The organism is Pedobacter sp. HDW13, from assembly GCF_011303555.1.
In the GTDB taxonomy this organism is placed as follows: domain Bacteria; phylum Bacteroidota; class Bacteroidia; order Sphingobacteriales; family Sphingobacteriaceae; genus Pedobacter.
The window spans coordinates 3,776,132-3,797,735 of record NZ_CP049868.1; the positions used below are offsets into that span (position 1 = coordinate 3,776,132).

16 protein-coding genes and 1 pseudogene are annotated in these 21,604 nt (G+C 39.3%); 14 read left to right on the forward strand and 3 right to left on the reverse strand.

Annotated elements, in window-relative coordinates; genetic code table 11:
• Nucleotides 1-13 precede the first annotated feature (13 nt).
• The 12 genes from G7074_RS15800 (at nucleotide 14) to G7074_RS15855 (ending at nucleotide 12,440) form a co-directional block, all read left to right on the forward strand.
• Complete coding sequence (locus tag G7074_RS15800) at nucleotides 14-745, forward strand: hypothetical protein (RefSeq protein ID WP_166209626.1); 732 nt, start codon at nucleotides 14-16, stop codon at nucleotides 743-745.
• A complete protein-coding gene (locus G7074_RS15805) occupies nucleotides 745-2,454 on the forward strand; it encodes a hypothetical protein (protein ID WP_166209629.1) in 1,710 nt (569 codons plus the stop codon). Before G7074_RS15800 ends, G7074_RS15805 begins: the two co-directional genes overlap by 1 nt.
• Nucleotides 2,444-2,959 carry a hypothetical protein gene (locus G7074_RS15810; protein ID WP_166209632.1) on the forward strand — a complete coding sequence of 172 codons (516 nt, stop codon included), beginning with the start codon at nucleotides 2,444-2,446 and terminating at the stop codon, nucleotides 2,957-2,959. The genes G7074_RS15805 and G7074_RS15810 overlap by 11 nt, the downstream gene beginning before the upstream one ends.
• A 337-nt stretch (nucleotides 2,960-3,296) precedes the next feature.
• Entirely contained in the window at nucleotides 3,297-4,718 is a 1,422-nt protein-coding gene (locus G7074_RS15815; RefSeq protein WP_166209634.1) for a hypothetical protein, read from the forward strand.
• Nucleotides 4,719-4,755: 37 nt separating this feature from the next.
• Nucleotides 4,756-5,181: a hypothetical protein gene (locus G7074_RS15820; protein ID WP_166209637.1), complete on the forward strand. Its 426-nt coding sequence runs from the start codon at nucleotides 4,756-4,758 to the stop codon at nucleotides 5,179-5,181.
• Between the two features lie 7 nt (nucleotides 5,182-5,188).
• Nucleotides 5,189-6,325, forward strand: coding sequence for a hypothetical protein (locus G7074_RS15825; RefSeq protein ID WP_166209640.1), 1,137 nt, complete (start codon nucleotides 5,189-5,191; stop codon nucleotides 6,323-6,325).
• A gap of 5 nt (nucleotides 6,326-6,330) precedes the next feature.
• Nucleotides 6,331-7,032, forward strand: coding sequence for a hypothetical protein (locus G7074_RS15830; protein WP_166209643.1), 702 nt, complete (start codon nucleotides 6,331-6,333; stop codon nucleotides 7,030-7,032).
• Nucleotides 7,033-7,192: 160 nt separating this feature from the next.
• On the forward strand, nucleotides 7,193-8,959 hold the full coding sequence (locus G7074_RS15835) for a hypothetical protein (RefSeq protein ID WP_166209646.1): 1,767 nt from the start codon (nucleotides 7,193-7,195) through the stop codon (nucleotides 8,957-8,959).
• Nucleotides 8,960-9,134: 175 nt separating this feature from the next.
• The gene (locus G7074_RS15840; protein ID WP_166209649.1) at nucleotides 9,135-9,578 is read left to right on the forward strand and encodes a hypothetical protein; all 444 of its coding nucleotides are present in this window, start codon (nucleotides 9,135-9,137) and stop codon (nucleotides 9,576-9,578) included.
• Nucleotides 9,533-11,260, forward strand: coding sequence for a hypothetical protein (locus G7074_RS15845; RefSeq protein WP_166209692.1), 1,728 nt, complete (start codon nucleotides 9,533-9,535; stop codon nucleotides 11,258-11,260). The genes G7074_RS15840 and G7074_RS15845 overlap by 46 nt, the downstream gene beginning before the upstream one ends.
• Nucleotides 11,261-11,517: 257 nt before the next feature.
• Entirely contained in the window at nucleotides 11,518-12,141 is a 624-nt protein-coding gene (locus G7074_RS15850; protein ID WP_166209695.1) for a hypothetical protein, read from the forward strand.
• Complete coding sequence (locus G7074_RS15855) at nucleotides 12,141-12,440, forward strand: hypothetical protein (protein ID WP_166209698.1); 300 nt, start codon at nucleotides 12,141-12,143, stop codon at nucleotides 12,438-12,440. Before G7074_RS15850 ends, G7074_RS15855 begins: the two co-directional genes overlap by 1 nt.
• Before the next feature lie 350 nt (nucleotides 12,441-12,790).
• On the opposite strand, the gene G7074_RS15860 is transcribed toward G7074_RS15855, so the two are convergent.
• Nucleotides 12,791-17,101 carry an ATP-binding protein gene (locus tag G7074_RS15860; protein ID WP_166209701.1) on the reverse strand — a complete coding sequence of 1,437 codons (4,311 nt, stop codon included), beginning with the start codon at nucleotides 17,099-17,101 and terminating at the stop codon, nucleotides 12,791-12,793.
• Between the two features lie 4 nt (nucleotides 17,102-17,105).
• Nucleotides 17,106-18,164, reverse strand: coding sequence for an MBL fold metallo-hydrolase (locus tag G7074_RS15865; protein ID WP_166209704.1), 1,059 nt, complete (start codon nucleotides 18,162-18,164; stop codon nucleotides 17,106-17,108).
• 404 nt (nucleotides 18,165-18,568) lie between these two features.
• Between G7074_RS15865 and G7074_RS15870 the strand changes: the two genes are divergently transcribed.
• Together G7074_RS15870 and dcm are read left to right on the forward strand one after the other, a co-directional pair.
• Nucleotides 18,569-19,123: a hypothetical protein gene (locus G7074_RS15870; protein WP_166209707.1), complete on the forward strand. Its 555-nt coding sequence runs from the start codon at nucleotides 18,569-18,571 to the stop codon at nucleotides 19,121-19,123.
• 157 nt (nucleotides 19,124-19,280) lie between these two features.
• Nucleotides 19,281-20,498: a DNA (cytosine-5-)-methyltransferase gene (gene dcm, locus G7074_RS15875; RefSeq protein WP_205944077.1), complete on the forward strand. Its 1,218-nt coding sequence runs from the start codon at nucleotides 19,281-19,283 to the stop codon at nucleotides 20,496-20,498.
• 74 nt (nucleotides 20,499-20,572) lie between these two features.
• Here the strand turns inward: dcm and G7074_RS27965 are convergent.
• Nucleotides 20,573-21,336: pseudogene (locus G7074_RS27965) on the reverse strand (Eco47II family restriction endonuclease).
• Between the last annotated feature and the right edge of the window lie 268 nt (nucleotides 21,337-21,604).

Sequence of the window (21,604 nt, forward strand, 5' to 3'; positions counted from 1 at the left end):
GGATAACAAAATATTGGGTGATATAGATTTTAATGGCAATAGGGGAATGAACGTTGCCATGCCAGAAGAAAATGGTCAGATTGCCAATAAGGAATACGCCGATCAAAAGGAAATCAACGCAAAGAATTATGCCGATTTGGTTGCCACCGATGTGCTAAGGTATGCCGGCAATTGGGATGCAAGTAGCGGACAATATCCAACATCAGGTACAGGCTTTGGGGGCGAAGTTAGGCGGGGAGATAGTTTCGAGATCACTGTTGAAGGAACTATTGAGGACAAAGAATATGAAGTTGGGGATCAGTTAAGGGCTAAGGTTGATGTGCCGGGCCAAACATTAGCAAATTGGGGAAGCAGCCAGGTCAATACACAACAGGCAACTGAAGTCAGAATTGGTATTGCAAAGGTGGCAACAACAGCGCAGGCTATAGATAGGCTTAGTGATACGGAAATGATGACACCATATAAATCAGGAATTCTAATTGCTGATGTTAAAAAGCACTATGAAACTCAATTCAATATTTTGTCCCATACTGGCTATTCAATATTAATGATTAAGGCTGGCCAAATTGATCAACTTTTCTCAGCAGGGATAATCGATCTACAAATGAGAGTGGGGGCCGGTGATTTTCAAACCCCTGTTTTTCCAATGAGCTACAATGCAGGGGATAGGGTATTTTTTCAATTCGATTTTGAAGATGCTAATGAAGCATCTGGAAACATAATTATTTTAGGGAGGGATAACTAATGGGACAAGCCACATATAATTGGTCAATAAGACCGGGAGTAAAAAATAGGTACGGGATTATTATTCCGCCTAGTGAAGATTGGGAAAGGCCAGGGGATAACCATGCATATTTTGCTACTTGGGGAAGTGATGAAACGGGTAATGGAAGCAGGATGTACCCTTTTAAAACACCTAATAGCAATTATTATGGGATTTTAGCCAGTGGTGTTTATAGAGGTTTACAAGGTTTTTACTGTTATGCCGATGGCAATGTAATTTTTGACAATGAAATCGCAGGGTCAGACATAAACGTGTCTTTTTGTTTCGGGGCTAAAATTAGATCGAGTTATTCAGTTTCCTGTAATGAATCTCGCTATTGTGAATTTAAGGCTAAGGCTAATATTGTTAATAATCAAGCATATTATCAACAATACAACACCTATGAAACTGGTTTTTCTGATACTACAAAAATATTTTTGTTTGCAAGGCGATACGAATTGGCTTTGCCCCTTAGTGGAAACAATACTTTTGTGAATTCAAGGGTTTTGATATCGCCCGATCAACACAATCATGTTTTAAATAATGGCTATTTTTCAATTTTCGACAATTGTGAGATTGAGTTTAATAGTTTGATACCCAGACTGGACTACTGTTTATTTAACAACTGCAAGTTTAGGATGGCCTATGTTGAGGGCGAACAATTTCAAGAGTTTGATTCAATAGATGATTTAACTACTTGGTTAAAGTCAAAAATGGATGGAGCCGAACTTTTGGGATGGGAAAATTGCGCATTCGGCGATCCTAAATTTAACAATCCTGAAATAGGTGATTACACCCTGGCATTTGATAGCCCTGCTAAAAACATGCATTATAATGGTACGTTTATCGGCGCGAAACCGATAGCTGTTCCATTAAAAATTACCGATAATGCAGAGGAAAGTGGTCTTGATCTTTCAACAGCAATTAACTTAACCATTGCGCCGAATACGGCCAAACTTACAGATAGAAATCTTGCCGCTAGTATTGAAAGTAAACCGATTGTAAACCTTACCGGTAGAAGGATTTTGTCTTTACCAACTTTTGGTTACAATGCAGATAGAAATGGTGAATACATTGATAGCACACCCGATTTATCAAATGTACCCACCCAAGCAGGTGAGATTTTGCAGGATGGCACACCATATCTGGTTGTGGGGGGAAGTATCGTGTATAATGGGGAGATACTGCCTGATGACAGCAGATTCGTATCCTTAAGGGAAAATGCAGGCACTTTCTCAACTGTAGTTGATGCCTATGTTGTAGAAATATTGGAGGCGCCAGCAAGGGAGAACGTTGAATGTCGATTCAGTAATGGGACAACCACAACAATATCAGCAGGTACTAGCCTGGAAGTCGGGGCTTGGTACCATGTTGAACAGGCTGAAATTACCTATAATAGTGCTACTGTAGCGATGGGCAAGTGCTTGAAGTGTGTTGAAGGGCAGGTGTTGTTTACCGGGGCAGGGGTTTTAAGGAAAATTTTTGATTTGACATCCCCTTGGAACTATTTTGAGATAAACCAACCACTTACCAGCAATAATGAAGGTAATTTTCCGACAGGAGCAATTATGAGGGGAAACGGGGATAGAAATTTCGACAGGTCTAAGCCCTTCAAGATTTACCATAAATTTTCGCAGGTACGCTACACCATTCAGCCAAATAATTTAGCCCCGCCAGCATATGAAGTATAATGTAAAAACCGGTGAGATACAACCAAACCTCAGATATATTGTTGCTGGTGAGCAATCAGTGATCTATAATGAAAAAGCCTATGTTACGGGCGATGAATTTATCGGTATCAATGGATTGATTGATTTTATTTATGATGGTTCCGGAACGCAGGTTTTAAACGAAGTAACTGAATTTCTAGGCGGTGGTATGGGACTAGAAGTAAGTCAACCCGCACAATATAACGAAGTAGCTGAGCTCGCTGGCGGCAGTTTAAATCTTGAAGGAGAACGGCCAATACGATACAATGACCCGGGAACCAATATTAATGGTTTAGGTCTTGAATTTAATCAGGCAGGCGGCGATATACAGGTGATGGAAACTACATTGATTAGAGGCTTCGGTGTTGAATTTAATCAGGCAGGTAGTGATATACAGGTGATGGGAACTACATTGATTAGAGGCTTCGGTGTAGAATTTCAGGATTATCTCGCTTATGTTAATACGATACAAACAAGAAGATTATAGCGGAGAGACCGCGATCCATTAGGAGTTGAAATAGGGAGGGACAATCCAGCTTTTTCCATTTAAGGAGAAATCCAAAATTATGTTCCTATAGCCGAAAATAATGAGTGCTTAGTCACTCGAAACTATTTAATTGGTTCGGCTGGTTAAAGGCACAAACTTTAATGATAAGCAATAAATTGATCCTCCCGGCAGGATCTAATACAATTCCATCTTTAATTATTTAGTCTGGTAAGGTTGAAGGAAGAATCTGCTAAAATCGTCTTTGCTAATGTAGTAAACCAACTAATTCGGTAATCCAGTTGAGAACACAACTGGATGCTAATAAGCTAAAATACATATGAAACGAATACTAATCTTTGCCATGTTGTTGGTTAGCCTAACGACAATGGCACAAACACCGCCCCCTTTAAAAGTCAGGTCAGATGCTGCTTTTACGCAAGCTGATACTTATTTAGCAGCTCTAAAAGGGCTGCAAATACCCTCGGGTGCTACAAATACACTTATAGGTAGTGGTACACGTGTTAATCTATTTTACAATACAGTTGACAAAATACTCTACATCCACAATGGTGTAGATTGGAGGCCAGCTATTGAAGCAGATTTAACTCAATTTTATACCAAAGCAGAAACAGATCTTTTATTGAATAAATATATTTTGGCCAATGTAAAACAAACGGCAAATATTAATTTAAAAGGTAGTGTTACTTCAAGTAACAATGATGAATCACTTAATACAACAATTTCCGGTGGAACAGTTGCTTTTTACGGGAGCGCCGGAGGTGGTCAAATAAATCTTGATGGATATAATACTTCTACCCCTAGCGGTTCAATTCAGATTACACCAGTCGCAGTAAACATCAGCACAGATAACAATAACAGTTTAGAGATGACACCCTCATATATCCGAATGAAATCGGGTGGATATGAAAATTCAATAGTAAGAGGCTTGGAGCCTGCCAATGTTACCAATAGGCTACCAAGCAAGGATGGCACATTTGCTACACTAGAAGATTTACCTGATGTAAGCGCTTATGCTAAGTTATATGGTGGAAATGCTTTCAGTGGCGCGCAAGATATTGATGGACTTTTAAAAGTCAAAAATATCAATGTATCCGGAAAAGTGACAATACCAAATGGGAGCATAACCAGCTTAAAGTCTTCTGCTGATACAATTGCATTTAATGGAGCTAAGTCTAATTACATCATAAGAAGCGTAACAACTGGTAGTGGGCCAAGTGCAACAAATAATTTAATAGTTCAAACGAGTTCAGCTGCAAACCCCTCAGTATACAGTACAGTGCTGACTATAGACAATGGGGGAATAACAGCACCTTTGGTAAGAATTAGTGGGGGCGGCGGAGCTCCAAATGGAGCCAATGCGGTGTCTGCAGCCTATTTGAATTCTATTTATGCAAGTGGGACATATACACCAGTTTTATCTGCTCGATTGAATACTGCAAGTGCTACGGCAGGTACCTTCCATTATACTAAGGTGGGTAATGAAATTACAATATACGGTAATGTCACTTTTATGCCTTTCACAGCTAATGAGGATTCAGCTTTTAAAATTAGTTTACCCATGGCTTACCAGTCAACTTTTACAACCCCTGAAGACTTGGCAGGGCATGGGTCGCTTAGGTTACAGGGACCTGTATTTATAGAAGGTACAGTAAGCGACGGCACAGCTGATGTATCTACAAGACCAACACTAACTACCCCATCCAGTTGCTATATATCATTTACATATACACTTAAATAAAACCTGATGTCTCTGCATCTTCTTAAATAATTTAATAATGGCAAAACAAACTTTAAATACGATAAAAAACTGGTTTAAAACCGGTTTAAAACCAACCCAACAACAATTTTGGGATACATGGGACAGCTTCTGGCACAAAGACCAGGTTATTCCTGCGAGTTCAATTGAAAATCTGGATGCCCGTTTTGATGAAAAGGCTGATCAAGAGGCTTTTGACGCCCTTCTGCAAAATGTAAATAATAGGTTTTTGGCCTACCCAATCACTGTTTCTGGTACCGAAGAGTATGTGCTTCCCTGGAGTGGCGAGCTTAAGGCAATTTTTGGGGCCTATGGCAATTTTAGCGTTTGGCTGAATGGTAGTTTAGAACAGGTGCCCATCACATTTACTACTGGTGAGGATGGTAAGCCAAAAGAATACCGGTTTACATTGAGTGGAATCGATGCACTGATATTGATCAAATAAAATATAAATGAAAAAATATTTATTAATTATGCTGGTGGCTATGGCCTTATCGGCAACAGGCCAACAAACACCAACAAATAAAACTCGGTCTAACAGTGATTATTCACAGGTAGATAACTATTTGATTGGTTTAAAACGCTTAGGCATCCCAACTAGCGTAACGGATAATTTGGACGCGGGCGGTTTACCCCAAAATACCGTCAAAATCATCTATAACACAACCTTAGGGCGGTTAAGGATTTATAATCCACTGACAGCTACCTGGAGTGATGCTACTCAAGTAGATTTAAGCGGATATATTCAAACCAATCCAAGTAGCGCGCAATTAGGCTCTATTGTTTTAAATGGTGATATCGCATTAACAAATGCGCATTCCATGGCTCTATATACTGGTAATGATCAAACAGAGACTGGGGAAAGGGCTGTATGGACTAACCAGTATTTAAAAATGATTAATCCCTTGAATTCAACTTTTTTTGATGTAACTGAAGGTTATTTAAAACATAGCGGTGCACTAGAAATAAAGGGGCAAACTGACTTGTATGGCCATTTATGGATTAATCAAATGGATGAAAATACTACAGGAAATGATTTCGATATTGCTGTAAGAAATAGAACAAACGGAAATCTGGATAAAGTTAGTTTTAATAATTTTCCGTTTTTACCTTTAACAGGTGGTAACATCAAAGGCCATGTGTCTATTGGTCAAGGGGAAGCTACCACTGGATTCATATCCGACCCTAATGGGTATACTGGATTTGCTTTCGGTGTCCCTAACTTTACTTCACTTCAAATGAGGTATCAGCCCAATGCGTTAGGACGGGGACTTCAAATTTATGATCCCTATGATCCAACAAATGTGATGGAGGGTAATGCTGAATGGAAAAAGGTTCTAGTGGAAGGTGATGCTATAGAAGCAAGTTCAGGAATTCCACAAAATGCCAATATTAATATTAATGGGAACCTGAGGGTTAATGGGGTATATCTTGGAGCTGATAAATTAGATCTAAATAATACAGGGTACATTGATAATGTAACATCCATTTTTGTTAGGGGGAAGCAGGTCAAATATCTACCGCTAATTTGGGGGCGAATCGCATTGATGCTGTTCAGGGGCATATTAGGCATGCCTATTTCGATGTAAATAGCTTGTCTGAAGGTAATTATTTAAAGTTTTTCAACGGGATTGTCAATGAAGGGGAAAGGGATTATTCGGAACTGCGTACTGATAATGGTGGCTTTCAATTTACTAATGATGGAGTAAATCTAATGGATATTAATTATAGTGGCGGCAGTAAGTTCTATAATGATTTAGAGGTATCGGGGACCTTAAAGGCTACCGGAGGAGTTGATTTGGGTTATTCAACTTTTAGTGGCGCCAGTGATGCAGGTGCTTGGTCTTTTGGCCGGTTTGGTGGATCTGGAAAGTTCAGATTCGATTTTGCCAATGCTGATGTCCCTTTTTTAGGTGGTTTGCTTGTCTCTGAAGGTATTGAGGCGGGCAATGGAATTTCTGCAAATAATGGGGAGACAACGGGTGCCTATAATATTCCTTTGTTGGCTTATGGGTCTAATCCTATGTTGGGTTTGCGTTCATTAGGCTATGGAAAGTCAGCGGGAATTGCCTACAGCGCAGGTGGATTAGATTTTTGGATAAAAGGCAATAGTAATGCTGATCTAACAAGTACAGGAATGAGGCCACTGAGAATTGCAGATGATGGCAAAGCTGAATTTTACAATGATGTTGAAATCTCAGATTTAACTAAAGGTATTATTATGAAGTCTCCAAACGGAACACGCTACCGCGTAACTATTAATGATGCCGGAGATTTTGTGAAAACAGCCCTATAGGTAGCGTCTTTTAGTACATGGCTATAATTGCTTGTATTCTAATCTATCACTTAACAACAATTCTGAATTTTCCGGACTGAGTTGCTTTTGGAGCTGGGATTAGATCTACGTGCGAGAAAAATTGAATTGAGCACTCTAATATTGATACAATAAAATACAAATGAAAAAATATTTATTAATTACACTAATGGCAATTGCGCTATCGGCAACTGCCCAGCAAACCCCAACCAATAAAATCCGTTCTAGCACCGACTATTCGCAGGTTGATAATTATTTAGTCGCTTTAAAACGCCTGGGTATTCCAACAAGTGATTCTGATAATTTGGATGCGGGTGGTTTACCGCAAAACACTGCCAAAATTATTTTTAATACAACCTTGGGAAGGCTAAGGGTTTATAACCCCATTGCCGGAACATGGGCTGATGCCACAGCAGTAGATATGGCAGGCTACTATACCAAAGATCAGATAAATAATTTGCTAGCCGGTTATTTACCTTTAGAAGGTGGGGCTTTGTCAGGTACTTTAAATATAACAGACGGAGATTATTCCGTTACAGCTTTGCCTAGCGGCTATTTAGCCGCTACAAACATAAAGTCAAGGCTAAAAGTTAATAACACATTGGCGGCAATGTACTTCGGTTATTACCCTTCAGAGGCATCTGCAAATTTCGAAATGTCGGAAGAATTAAACGGAGAAAAGTTACTAAATATATTTACAGCCACGAGCTCCGATTCTCCAAATGGAAACGGAGTTCAAAGAGGTATTTCTTGGCATTCAGACGATTCAGGAGGCATTAGGATTACGGATAATATTTCGCATAGAGGTTTGACATCTGGGGAAGTTTTTACGCCTGTCGCTGCGGAAGACTATGTACAAAAAGAATACGCTGATAAGTATTGGGGGAAATTAGCTAATGGAGATAATTTTACATCTGTTCAAACAGGTTTAATTACTTCAATATTAGGCAAGGATCAAGATGGGACAGCATATTTATTTAACAAACATGCATTACGTGTTTTTGCAGACTTAGATTATAATTTAGCGAATGATGTAGAGGTTTTGCATAAAAGAGGAATTGAAACAAGAAAAGGCAGTTTGTTTATAACCAATGAACTAGATACTAATTCTGCATCCTATTTATTTGCGCAAGACTACAATACAGGTTTAGGTGTGCAAATTACTTCTGATGGCGCGATTAATATGAACGCAAATAAACCAACAGATACATATGGTGGGCTAAGAATGATCAATTCAAATGTAAAAGGAAACGTACCGATAATCCTATCTGCAGGTTCGAATATTGGTTATATAAATTACACAGCGCAAGATTATTACCCGAATGCCAATAATTCCCTGGAATTACGTAATACTTCCGCTGGTTCTGATGCTTCTATTGTAATTATGCTTGATGCAAAAGGTAATAGCATAAGATTAGATAGCGCTGGCGTTGGTATATATCGACTAGAGCGAAAATTAAGCTTTGATTCTCCCTTATTAACCTGGGAAAACGGAAGATTGAAAACAGTTAAAGATTCTGTTCGATTAAGCCCTAGTGCATTGAATTCACATTTGGTAGGTAATGCCGCAAGTTTTAAAATATCTCCTCCAGATGGCGGGTCGGTAGTAGGGGCAAGGCATGAAATAGGCTTTAATTCATGGAATGCAAGCGGAACAGCTTACGGTATAGGTGGAAGGGTCACAAGTACAGATGGTAATGAGACCAACGATCTTTATTTATACAATGCAGGTGCTGAAAGGCTGATAATTGAAGCGGGTGGCAAAGTAAAAATACCCGGTGTTACAGAGGTTGCCAACGATGTCGAATTAACTGACCCCACAAAAGGGGTTATATTAAAATCACCAAACGGAACACGCTACCGAGTAACCATTAGTGATGCTGGAGATTTTGTAAAAACAGCGCTGTAGAGGTAACTACTTATAATACCAGGATTATACATGCTTGCATGTTAATCTATAACTACATAACAATTTTGAGCTTCTTGAACTGAACTAATTTTGGCGCTGGGATTAGACCTATATGTGCGAAAAATCGAATGCTCTAATATTGACATGATAAAATACAAATAAAAAAAATATTCTTATGGAAACTGACTTATCAGCAGCAGCTCAGCAAACACCAACCAATAAAATACGTTCCAGTAGCGACTATTCGCAGGTAGACAATTATCTTATCGCTTTAAAGTGTTTGGGTATTCCAACAAGCGATACCGATAGTTTGGATGCGCCAGGCTTGCCGCAAAACACCGTTAAAATTATTTTTAACACAAGCTTGGGAAAGCTTAGGATTTATAACCCCGCTTCAGAAATATGGACTGACGCCGCAGTTAGTGATTTAGCTGACTATTTGCCATTAACAGGTGGGACTTTAACGGGTCCATTATATACCCCAGGATTAATTACAAAAATCTTTAGTACTGGCCACCCTTCTATACCATCTACGATTTCATCGAGATTTGATGGGGACCTGGAGGGTATTCCATGGCTTGGGATTTTGATAATGGTGAAGGGACACATAAAAGGATAGAGTGGATTACAGGATTTAACGAAGATCGATTGACTTGGGACGGTATTCCTTTGGCCTATAGAAATGATTTATCAAATTATGTTGAAAATACAAGAGCTATTTCAGACTCTTATCAATCCGGCGGTTTAGCCCTGTCTACAGGGAAATTTGGCCAATTAGCCGTGAATACGAGTGAGCCAGCCGGTAATTTTCATGTTAGAGGCACATCATTTTTAGATGCTAGTTCAGGAAGCGGAGGAGTTCAATTTTATGGCGTAGCAGAAGGAAATACTGGTGGTATTAATATAGGCAGTGCAGCTGAAAATGTAGCCCCATCTACTAATCATTACCCATTGGTACAGGATGTCAATACAGGACTAATGAAACGCAGTTCAAAACGAGGGTTGTATGAAGGGGATGTTCCGGTATCACCTACAGGTGAGTTTATTTATGCAAGTCCCTCAACACCTCAAAATGCTAGTATTAGCCTAGATAATGCAGATATTAGGATTTCAGGTAATAGGTTTCAAGGTTTGTACGCGCCCAGAGTTCGCGTTAATACTATAACAGATAATGATGAATTTGAAACCCCAGGATTAAATATAACCAGTTCGAGCTCGCTTGCCATTGCAGCAACGACTAATATGGGTATATCAGCTGACAAGGAATTGTTTTTTAATATGGGAGGTACAGGTTCCTCAATTTTATTAGGTAACTATAATATTGGTGGTGTTGAAAGATTAGCTTTATCTGGTGCAAAAGTCGAATTAGTAGAAACTCCACCGGTTGCAACTTCAAACTACAGTTTACTTGTTAGGCAAGATAATGGAGGTGAATTAAAAACCATAGATGGGAATACTTTTATAACAAAAAACACAAGTACGCTACCACTAAACGAGGGTACAAATAATTTAGGTTTTCAGAAAAATTCAGATGATACGTTTACAGCTAATGGGTATATGAACATTAAGTCTGTTGAAGGTGCGCCAATTGCCTCTATAGGGGAAGCGTACAATACATTTTACGGTGCAATGGTTTTGACAGACAACCCTGCGTATCCGGGCTATAATTATTTTGAAACGCAAAATGCAGCTACCGGAAACAGGGCATCACTTAGAAGTAGTGGCATAAGCTTTAATACGGCTGATGGGTACTTGAATTTATTGCCAGAAAACGGAATTACTGGGGGGCATAACGTAATATTTCCCACCCCATTATCAAACGCAACAGTAGCATATACAAGTGATTTAGGCTTTTTGCCCTTAACTGGTGGAACTATTTCTGGCGATACAACTCTTGAAGGTGGTTTATATGGCCATGGTCCAGTTGATATATGGACGGATCTAAATTCTGCACGGCTAAGTTTAAGCAGTAGTAATGCAACTATAAAACACACAAATCCTTATGGAACAGGAATAGCACAAGTAGGCGCGTATAGTGATGGTGATCACAGTCAGATTCAAATAATAGCAGGTGGAGCAGCAGGACAAAGAGCCATTAATTTAGAAAGTCCTGATCCGGAAGGTAGAGGTATAACCATTACTGAGCAAGTCGAGGGAAAAGGTATTCAGTACGTAACTGATGAGGACTGGGCTAATTTAAATGAACAAGGTCTAGTACCTAAGAAATATGTAGATAATGGATTCATAAAGGCAAGTCCTATTGAACAGCAAGATGCCTTTATTAATCTTGAAGGGGGATAAATAAAGGTTACAGAATTGGTAGCACTTTTCAACTCTATACAGAAGGTACGGGAACAGCAGGGGATAATATATACTTTGTTAACGGAGTTGGTGGTAGCTTTAATTTTCAAGGTTATTCGTTAAACTTTAGTGGTATTTCTGCAAACCTTACATCAGATTTAAATGTAACTGGTAGCTTTTCCGCTACCAAGGGGCAAATAGCAACAGCCCCATTCGTAAGTAATGATATCGCTAATAAGGGGTATGTAGATGAAGAATTGGCAAGTATAGGGGCTTACGCAGGAGATACATATTTCAAGAAAACAGGTGGGGCATTAACAGGAAATCTTACTGCACCAACAATATTTCCTACGAATGTTAAAATAATAAACTCTGGTGCAAGTGGCGGCAATTGGGTTATTGATAGCAGTGACGATAGATTTAGGTTCTACAACGATGTTACGGGGTTCGGTTTTGAACTGGCAGGTAATACCATACGGGATGTAGGCGGCTCAAATTCCAAATATTTAAAAGAAAGCGATAACGTCACAATGGCTGGGCTTACAGTTACTGGAAACGTTAGCATAGGGAGTTCCGGAAGCTTAACACGGATTTTAAGTTTTGGACTAGAAGATAATAAACCACTTATAATTAACAGTACTTATTTAGGTACTGCTGAGCACATAAGTTTTGGTAGCGGAGATTTACGTGTAAATAGAGGACCTGGTTTTAGGCCTGTTTTATTAGAAGGGGAAGCAACACAAATAGTAGATACTGTTACTTCTGCTCCAGTACCAACGGGTACTGGAACTAAAGGACAAGTAATTATTACTGGTGGCTATCGATACGAATGCATTTCAGTAAATACCTGGGTAAGATCGGCTGTAGAAACAACCTGGTAATGGGTAATGTTTTAATGATCGTAATGGGGGGGCTGGGGATCCTCATTTACAACCTATTCAAAGCGAAAGAATATATTGCTACAAATTCATTTAAACCGGATATTTTCGTGAAGGAAAATTTTGCCATTTGGCTTTGGGCATTTTGTGTAATCGTCGTTGCTAGCTTGATTTTATATATTGAACCAAAGGCCAACGATGTAATAAAAAGCCTTTTCGGCTTAGACTTGGCCAATACGAAAACGGGATGGCTTTTATTTGGGATTGGTTTATGTGGTTTGTTTAGAAATATTAAAAAATAGAAAGAAGCACGGTTTATTATCGTGCTTCTTTTACTTTCGCTAATGATTTAATAGGCTATTAAATTAATGGGGCGTCAAATTTCAATGTACAAATCGATTTAAAAATTTGCATGATTCGATTTGGCGAACATATATAGATAGAAAAGTCTAGTTTTCCTTTTCGTCTTTACTTCTTTGAACCCTTTTTAGAAGTTCCCGCATAAATTCATTAGTGTCATTCTGATCTTTGTTCTTTTGTTTAGGAATTTCTTGTTCTTGAACCACTGGATGTATTGTGGGCAAGAACCTTAATGTTCCTCCATCATTAAGTATTAATCCAGAAAAACTTTGGGGCTCAATTCGACTATTTATTATTCTCCTTTCCCCAGAACAGTCCAAAAGATTCGTAATCCCTTTTTCTTTAATTGTTTTTCTAAAATTTTGCGTTCAACAAGAAGCCGGCTTTTGCTATCGTGCCTTACATGCGGGTCGAAACAAACAACTTCCCCTTTACTGTTTACAAATTCGCCTTCTTCTTGACCATACTCAAGTTCGAGTGCTTTGAACAATTCCATAGATGGCTTATGGAAATTTGTGACTTGATCCTTACTGTTGTCAAATTCTTCCTCCCAAAGAAAGTCTATGGCAGTAGGGGCAACACTTCCAATATATTTTCTATTGACTTGAATATTTCGCCATTCAGGGTTCTCCTTTATAAAGTCTTTAAATGCTGGTGACCAGTAAAATTCGCGGTTCAATAATTCATGGACTGTATGTGCTTCTGGCATCCATCTGCCCATAAAATCTTCTGTCATTAATCTATTTGTAATGGAGTAATAGGAATCTTCGGCAACCAGGTAACTACGCAATTGATAATAGAAGTCCTTATATGGGGTTGAAAAATCAAATGCTCCGGATTTATTAGAACTAGAATAGCTCTCATTGGCTTCTAGTGCCAACCACTCGATTTCCGGTTTGTTATTTTCCTTAAATGAAATAACGGACAAAGGATCAAAGGCATAACGATGTGATGACATCCACTCTGGGTCTGGTACATCTTTCCAAACCGCAAAATCCGGCACATCAAAATCCAAATGGATTTTGGCTTTTTCCGGGTTCTCTAAAAATGTTGGGTCAATATCCCGGACATAGGGTTCCCATGGCCCATTATAGGAAAATGAAAGGTCATTATCTGCCACGCGGGCAAGGATTTCATAAAAAGCAATCCATTGATATTTTTTACCGATTCTTTCATTTAGCCTTTTCCCAATGCGAGCATTATACCCGCCTTCCCGATCAAATGATCCATGCTTATCTATATTATAGCCGTATTTGTCAAAAATATATTTTACGGCAAGATTGCTTAATCCTTGGATATTCGCATTCTTCCAAGGTCTTAAAGCGCTTTGAAAAACATACCTGCCAAAGTCCCCGTACATTCGACCATCCCGACCCTTCTCTGTTATCATGGAATTTAATATTGAAATACCGGCATTGAATTTACCAGCAGACCCCTCGCCGATTTTTTCTTCCATAAGTGCAATTTCCTTATTGGCTGGAAGTTTGCTCTCCAGGGAGCTATTGTATGGTGGCCTTATTTCCCTTACATTATAAATTCCTACTTTCCTGAAAACAGCGTATTCTATAATACTTCTGGCATAGTCCCTAGCTAGGATATCAGGAATGATTTCACTTGTTTCAAAGAAATTTTTATAAATGTAATCTGCTATTGATTTCAAAAATTCCCCCGATGATTTTACTGCGCATCCATAAGCAATTGCATATACCCTCTGGGTTACGTATGGATCGTTTACCATTCTGAATTTTTCAACCCAGGTAAGTAAATGATCTTGATAAGTTAGAAAGATGTGTATGAGCACTTTGGTTGAAATATCCCTTAAGGTTCTGTTGGTACTGGTGAGAAACCATCCAAGAGCAGTAACGGCAAGAGAAACAGTCTCCTCATCATAGACAATTCCATCATTAATTTTCCAGGCCCATTTTAAAAGCCGTTTCACGACATTTATCTCGCTACCTACCTGATTATCGCTATATCTATCATTCAAATAAATATTCCATGATGCATCTCGATCTGCCATTGAAAAATCACTTAACATGCCATGCAGGAAAAATGCGTTGAAAGGTTGGTCCGTTTCCAGGCACATGTCAATAAGTTCATCATAAAATGAATTTTTGGACAATCCTTCTGTTTCAATATAGCCCTGGGTAAACGCCTCAAGTTTTTCTGAATCGACTTTTGCGGTGCGCCAGGAAAAACTTTTGTAAAACGCTCTGACTATTGCCGGGGCATATTGTTTTTCTTTAGGCAAGACTTCCCAAAATTCCTTTTGCCTTTGTTCTGGTAACTGTATACTGAGGGCATCAATCAATCCTTGGTTAAGTTTGTTCGATTGTGCATCGGAGAGAATAGTTTTGAACATGCCTTGGTTGTGCCAATTTGGATTCAACGGATCCGGGAGGCTAGCTATAAGCTCCTTAGCCATTAAATGATCACCTAATCTGTCATATGCATACGTAACTTGGTACCTCAAATCTGTTCGTGAAATATATTTAATGGTATCAATAAAAATATTTTCGTCAATTAGCTTATCCAAAAATCCTGGTTTACCTAAAAAGCGGTGAACTACATCTTCTGTGAGCAAAAATGCATCTTCATAATCCAAGTTGCGATCTTCGATCTTCACCACCTTAGCTGTATAAAAATCAAGAACGCGTTTAACGTGATTTATTTTGTGCCATGCATAACCAAATTCTTTATGTTTCCCTATTTCACGGTTGACATATTCAATATAATATTGAAAAATCCGGTCAATGCCAATCTTCTTGAAATCCCTAATATTGGCCTGATCCTTTTTTAGCCCAATGCATAGCAACTTTAAAAATAATGGATTGCCAAACTCCTTATTGAGCATAGGTACGCTATCGATAGGCAATTCATAGTGTTTAGCAAAGGAAATGAATGCTTCACGCTCAAAGCCAGAAAAGCCGGAGTGTCTGATAATAAAAATATCTTGGAGTTCTGTAGCCTGGAAAAGGAAATCCCTATAAGTAGTCCTATAGCTTATAACCAATCCTATGTATTGGTATGGTTTTATGGCATCGACAAAATTTCTGAACCCATCTCGCCATGATACAATTCCTTCGCCTTCATTAATGGCATCGATCATAATAAATACCCGCTCATTAATTCTACGGCCTTTCGCATCAATAATTTCAAGAAACGAAGTGAGTTCGCAGCTGCAACCAAGTTGGGTTAATATTTGATCCCATGGACGATGGATCCCGTCAAAGTTTTGTCCAAGAAACAGCAAGGTAAATTTATTTGCTTCAGTTCTTTGCGTTACAATATCTGCTAAAAGATGCGATTTTCCAGATCCAGGTTCTCCTTCGATAAGTATTAATGACTTATCAAAATTTTGTCCTGCACCGATGAATCTTTCGGCCTCCCGAGAAAAAATTGAGACTGCTTTATCAAAGTCATCAAACTGAACCGTTGTAGATATAAAATGACTTTTTAAAGAATACATTATATTATACATGCCATAACCAAAATCATATGATTGGCGTTGCTTCTTCCGAATTTCATTCCAATCAAGTTCGAGTAAGCGGCTGCTATTAAATGCTTCTGAAAAATAGGCTATCAATTCCCCTATCTTCAAAATAATCTCTTTTCCGGTAAATAGGTTACCTTTTGTGTTATAACCAAAGGTTATTGTTTGTTTTTTTCGATTAAAAGAGGATTTTTCAATCTTGCCTAATTTCGAGTATGAATCCAATAGGCCTTTATAAACCTCAACCAACAAGTTCAAGTTTGATTGCAGCTCTTCTTTCTTTGCAGATGTCAGAGCCAGTGTATCAAAGTTTTCGCCTATTTTCAGCTTGAGGTTTAGTTCTGGGGAGTACCTAGGGCCTAAAGCAGAAATGGCCAATTTATTTTGTTTGAATGCCAAGGAATAGGGGACAAGGCGTTCTTCCTTTGCACTGTAAATGCTTATACCGGCAATCATTTCCTCCATCCAAGGAGCAATTTTGCTCGCCTCAAATCGTCTGCCGGCTTCGCTATATTTAGAGATTAACCCTATCAAAAATAATTTTTCATTTACCTCTATACACAGACCACTTCCAGAATACCCTTCTACATTATAATCGCCTGAGGTATTTTCATCACTAAAGTCATTGTTGCACTGGGCGTGGATATTTGCCCCTTCGCTATCCTGTGAAATTATTTCCACGCCGGATGTCAATGGAATTTCATTATTTGTGAGGGAAGGAAAGCCTTTGAATACTCCGACGAGCTCGGAATATTCATAATTTGAAAGATAAGTAACCGGGAATCTTCCCAAAGCACCTTCTAGGGATTCCCGCTTTAATTTGAGTGCAAGAATATCGGGAGAATTTTCATTTTTTACAATAATGGAATCTGTATCCAATAAAGAATATGAGGACAAAATTTCTGAACTCTCTGTTTTCTTTCTTGAAATTAGGATCTGTTTTAAAATTGGTTTTGCCTTGAAGCTTTTTCCGTAGATACAATGTTTTGCCGTTAAAATATAAATCCATTCAGATTCTTCGCTGGGTAGGTACACATATCCGCTTCCGGTATACTTACCTTTTGTCTTTACCCTGACGGCAACTTTTGAAATTAAATTTTCTTTTCCCATAACCCTAAAATTTTATATCATAATATTTTTGAGCCCCTTTGGGAAAGGAACATTTAAAATTATATTTCTTACGTGCATTTTTATCAACGGCAAATATTGACCTTAAGGTTGAATTGTTATAGTTAAATATAAAGTTGATCTTCTTATCCTTATCCCTACTTGGATGACATAAGATTTTTGCAAGTGTTTCTTTGTTCGGGAGTTTGTTGGAATTGTCGCCATTTGAGCAGATGATAAATTGGCTGCATTCAATTAGCCCATATAGAGATTCACTATAATTATAAATGCTACCGTGATGCGGGAGTTTCACATAATCGCATTTGAGTTTTTTCTCTTTCGATTCCTTTAAATATACCTGTAAGCCCTGCTTTATGGCATTCGGGGTGGCATCGCCTAAAAACAGAATCTTTGATCCATTAAAGTTCAATATAAATGCGATGCTGCTGAGGTTATTAATATCGTTTTTGCTTTCCTTTCTGTCGCGTTTACTGCTGAGATTCTCTATGGAATTTTCATAGTCATTGTTTTCAACGGCTTTCAACCTCCCCAACTTCTTTTTTTGATATTCAGCCTCTTCCTTTTCCCATTTTTCCCCCAATAGGTCGTATTGAGCTTTACCAGGAGCAATGACCTCTATCGCCAGGCCTTGATTTGTCCAATTTTTTCCTGTTAGGATTTGATTGTCCAAAACTGTTTTTGAACCCTTTAAAAAGTCCCTTATCTCAATCCCTTTATCTACACTTTTCTCCTCGGATTTTTCTTGAATCCTAAAATTGTCAAAGCAATTAAACCACAACTCTTCAGGCATCCGCTTGGGTGCAAATTTCTTGTCCCGGAAGAAGGCAACAGCTCCATTGATGTGGTCCGCATCCAGATGCGTTAAAATCCAAAGCTTAAAATTTTCATTTGGCTTATCAAATTTCTTCATTTGAGATTTTAATGCAGTTATATAAGTATCCATATAGCCAGAATCAACCACTATGTTTTGAACAGGTTTCTGTCCGTGTTTTATGATTATCGCATCGCCGCATTTAGTTTGTAAAATCCTTATTATTAGAGTCATTGAAATTTAGATTAAAAGTAAGGCAGAAGGCCTTTAATTGGCTTTAAATGTAGTGAATTATTCCTATCCTTTGTGGGCAATTCCATCAGGGGTTGATACTGCTTATTTGCCAGGCGAATCAAGGGGTTACAATCAGCTTTATTTTGAATGCCGTTATGTCTCTTAAATTCTTTTTTATCTCGAATATGGGGATGAGAATGTTTACACACATGCTTCTGGCATTTAAACTGTCACCCTGTTTCATTGCAAGCTGATGCGCTATTTCATGCAGGCTAGCCGTACTGATTTTTACCAGGCAATCTTATCCGGCTGTTCGTCAACGTAGCTTCGCGAATTAAAGACATTTGAGCCCGTTTTTCCCTTGCGGTTCATTCAGCCATTGCTTACTTTAGCTGAAAAAGATCATGGCCTATAAAACCTTTGATATACGGGGAAATGAAATTGTACAGCACGACTTGCAAGACAAAGGGGATTGGTGTGAAAAGGGGGCGAGCTTTGAGGAAGTATTCGTTAGGCGCTACCCACACCTTGAACTTATAATCAACCCTGAGAAGCAGAGTAATATTTACGCGCCGGATCTTTCTTACAGAGAAAGTGGCTTGTACGCGGATCTTAAAACACAGAATACCCCATTTTTTCTTTCTGGAGCCAAGTACGGGATCGATCCCCAGTACGCAGTTACCTTTAATGAAAAGGACTTTTTACGCTACCGGGAAAATTATCCTGGCATAGATATCTATTTTTGGGTGGATTGGCAAGCAATCAGGTTCGTAGGGACAACAGAAATATCGGTACAGCCCATGGTTGGCGTTTGGCGCCTAAAATACGCCGATATGCTTAAAGCCGTAGCTTCGGCATCGCTACATGTCTATACCCAAAGGGTGGGGGATCAAAAGGGAAATGCCAAGGGAAGTTTTGTGCTGGACCTTAAAGGCGGGGCTTTCACCCGGATTGCCTAACTGAAAAAGTAAAAATTGGTTGGCCACTTCCAGCAGATTATTGATTGTCCCTGCGCCAACGCACCATCAAGGAATAATGTGGAAAACTAATTTTTTTAGTATATTCGCAATTTCAAATATGTTTCTATTTTTGTAACCATGTATAAGGTTGTGTAATATGGTTATAAAAGACAGGTACTCCCTAGAGGAGGTGGCTTCGATACTCTCCAGAAGCAAAGAAACCTTAAGGAGGTGGGATCGGGCAGAAAAGCTAAGCGCCCACCGTGACCCAATGAGCAATTACCGATACTATACACTAGATCAACTCCAACAGTTCGAAGAATTCCAGAATATGCCCAAAAACAAAACCCTAGACCAGAGGATATCATTGCCCAAAGCCGACAACCAATACAGTGTACTTGAGCTCTTTGCCGGCGCCGGCGGGCTGGCTATAGGCATGGAGAAGGCGGGGCTAAAATGCCTTGCCCTAAATGAAATTGATAAATACGCAGTTAAGACTTTACAGGCAAACAGGCCGGAATGGAATGTCATTCCTGGCGATATACGGGATATTTCCTTTAAGGAATACAAGGATAGGGTTGACGTGGTTACAGGCGGCTTTCCTTGCCAGGCCTTTAGCTATGCCGGAAAACGGTTCGGGTTTGATGACGCAAGGGGAACCCTTTTCTATGAGTTCGCAAGGACGGTACAGGAAACCAACCCAAAGATCTGCATCGGGGAGAACGTGAAAGGCCTGCTGAACCACGATTCGGGACGTACGCTTAAGACAATGATTGCCATTTTGGATGAGATCGGTTATAGGGTTATTGACCCAAAAGTATTGCGTGCAATCTTTTACAATGTCCCTCAAAAGCGAGAACGACTGATATTGGTTGGGGTAAGAAAAGATATTGACATCGATTTCAATTACCCCGTGGCCAGTAAAAAAGTATTCACCCTCCGAGATGCACTAAAGGCAGGAGCACTGTTTGAGACAGACGTACCGCATTCTGCCGGGACGAAATACCCTGCATCAAAAAAAGATGTTTTGGACCTTGTGCCCCCAGGCGGGTACTGGCGGGATCTTCCCTTGGACATCCAGAAGCAGTATATGCAAAAAAGCTTCTATCTTGGCGGTGGAAAGACTGGCATGGCCAGGAGGATCAGCTGGGACGAGCCATCGCTTACGCTAACCTGCAGTCCTGCACAGAAACAGACCGAAAGGTGCCATCCTGACCACACCCGACCTTTTACGGTAAGGGAATACGCCAGGATACAGACTTTTCCTGATGACTGGGAATTCCAAGGCCCCGTTTCGGCACAATATAAACAGATCGGGAATGCCGTTCCTGTAAATCTCGCTGCCGCAATCGGGGCTCAATTGTTGAATTCCTGAATTCCTATTATGCCCAGGCCGAGAAACTTAAAAGTGCCTGATACCCAATAAAGGCAAGCGGTTAAAATACTGCATCAAAGCTTATCAAAGCCATTGTAATATCCGAAATTATCAAAAGTAATCTGATCGAGGATGCTGCGGTGGCTTTTTTCAATCTCTTTGTTGATCTCTGAAAGTGCAGAATTCTTTGCCTGCTCCTCTGCTTTGGGAATCGTGGCCAGATAGGCATCTGTAGCCTTTGGCAAGGCAAGGTATAGCTTTGCCAATGCATCATCCTCATCAGTTAAAAGTGCGTAGAACCGGTCGCCGGAAATCTTGTTTACCCTGCTATGGCTATACTCTTTCCCGTTTATGATGCCTGCCCATTTGGAATCAAAGCTGTCAGTAGCCAGGATTTGTACCCAGTAGCAAGTCGATTTCTTGAAATTGTCTGCATATTTCGCCAGTTTCTGGAAAAGGGCTTCCGCGGCACTGCTATTCATTGTATTGTGCTTGTTTTTGATATCGGCAAAAAGGGTGTCATTTTTTGCTTTGATATCAAAACCGCTAAGTTTTCCGACTTCAAACCCCTCAATTCCCCCAAGATCTGTTCGTGGAAAGTCCCTATGGAATTGTTTATTGATTTATCGATTTGGCGGAGGATCTCCGATTCGATCAAGGCCTCCTCATCGATTTCATTGAACTTGGTATCAAAGGTCAGCTTAATGGTGTCTACCTTATTTTTATAAAAGTCCTTTTTATTTACGTTGTTTTTGGCGCGGAGGTAAGAGTTGTGGAGATTTGCGATACATTTCAAAAAGTGTTCATCAGAAATGTAATTTAGATAGTTGTTTGCCATTCTGTTTTTCTTCAAAAATAACAAAATCTTCAATATTTGTTATTTGAAATAAATACTGTATCCTGAGGTGTTTACTGAGGCAGTGCAACTGAAAGAAAACAGTGATTAATCGCATGGTAGTTTAATTTAAACAAAATCGGATAGCGTCGATATGCAAAAAGGTAGCATAATTTCGGAAGAGAAAATACCTGCGGCATTGTAATTGAAAAAATGCACTAGGATACTTAGGGGACTTATTCAATTTCGTTGATTTGAAACGAAGTTTTAA